The organism is Chromobacterium sp. LK11 (assembly GCF_001043705.1).
In the GTDB taxonomy this organism is placed as follows: Bacteria; Pseudomonadota; Gammaproteobacteria; order Burkholderiales; family Chromobacteriaceae; genus Chromobacterium; species Chromobacterium alkanivorans.
Genome location: NZ_LDUR01000064.1, coordinates 1 through 913, shown reverse-complemented (window position 1 = coordinate 913; position 913 = coordinate 1). Strand labels below are relative to the sequence as shown.

At 70.4% G+C, this 913-nt stretch carries 1 protein-coding gene; it reads right to left on the bottom strand.

Annotated features, from left to right (window positions below):
* Positions 1-16 precede the first annotated feature (16 nt).
* Positions 17-682 (bottom strand): O-methyltransferase, encoded by a 666-nt coding sequence (locus VK98_RS22555; protein ID WP_048416167.1) that lies wholly within the window; start codon positions 680-682, stop codon positions 17-19.
* Positions 683-913: the final 231 nt, after the last annotated feature.

The window sequence follows — 913 nt, the reverse complement described above, 5'->3', positions numbered from 1 at the left end:
GATCGTAAACAGGTTCTCAGGCCATTTCATTGACGATGGCGATGGAAAACCCGTCCCAGCCCTTGACCCCTACGGTCTGCAGCGCGGTCGCGGTCAACCGCGGCTCCGCGCCCATGTCTTCGATGAAGCGGCGCACGCCGCGCACGCCGGGGTCCTGGCTGACCACATTGGCCACCGCGCCGCCGCGCGCCACATTGTCGCCGACGATGGCGGCGCCGGGGCGCGCCAGCTTCAGCGCCCATTCCAGATAGGCCGGGTTGTTCGGCTTGTCGGCGTCGATGAAGATCAGATCGAAGGGTTCGCTCCCCGCCAGCAGCGGCAGGCTGTCCAGCGCCGGCCCTTCGCGCAGTTCCACCCGATCCGCCACGCCGGCGGCAGCCAGATTGGCCCGCGCGGTGTCCGCGTGTGCGGGGTTGGCCTCCAGCGTCACCACCCGGCCGTCGGCCGGCAGCGCCCGCGCCAGCCAGATGGTGCTGTAGCCGCCCAGGGTGCCGATTTCCAGCACCCGCCGCGCCCGCATCAGGCGCGCCAGGATGTGCAGAAAGCGCCCTTGCAGCGGGGACACGTCCTGCGCCGGCAGGCCGGCGGCGGCGTTGGCCGCCAGCGCGCCGTTCAAGGCGCTGTCCTCCACCCGCAGCGCCGCGGTGTAATAGCGGTCCAGGCCGCTCCATTCTGCTTGCATCGGCTTCTCCTGGCGCAGCCGCCCCGGGCAAGGGCCCGACCCGGCCGCGCATGGTTGAAGCCACATGATAAGCGCATTCCGGGCCCAGCCGTCGCCACGCCTGTCATTGCGCCCAGGGGAACGGCGCTCATCGGAGAGGCCATGACTGACGTCAAGGCGACGACTATGGACCGGCTAGCCCTGGAGCAAGGGCGCGCAGGCGCGCAACTGCGCGCGCAGCCAATCATGGGC

Excerpts from the sequence above, each read along its gene's own strand:
- VK98_RS22555 (WP_048416167.1), bottom strand. The coding sequence starts at position 682 with ATGCAAGCAGAATGGAGCGGCCTGGACCGCTATTACACCGCGGCGCTG.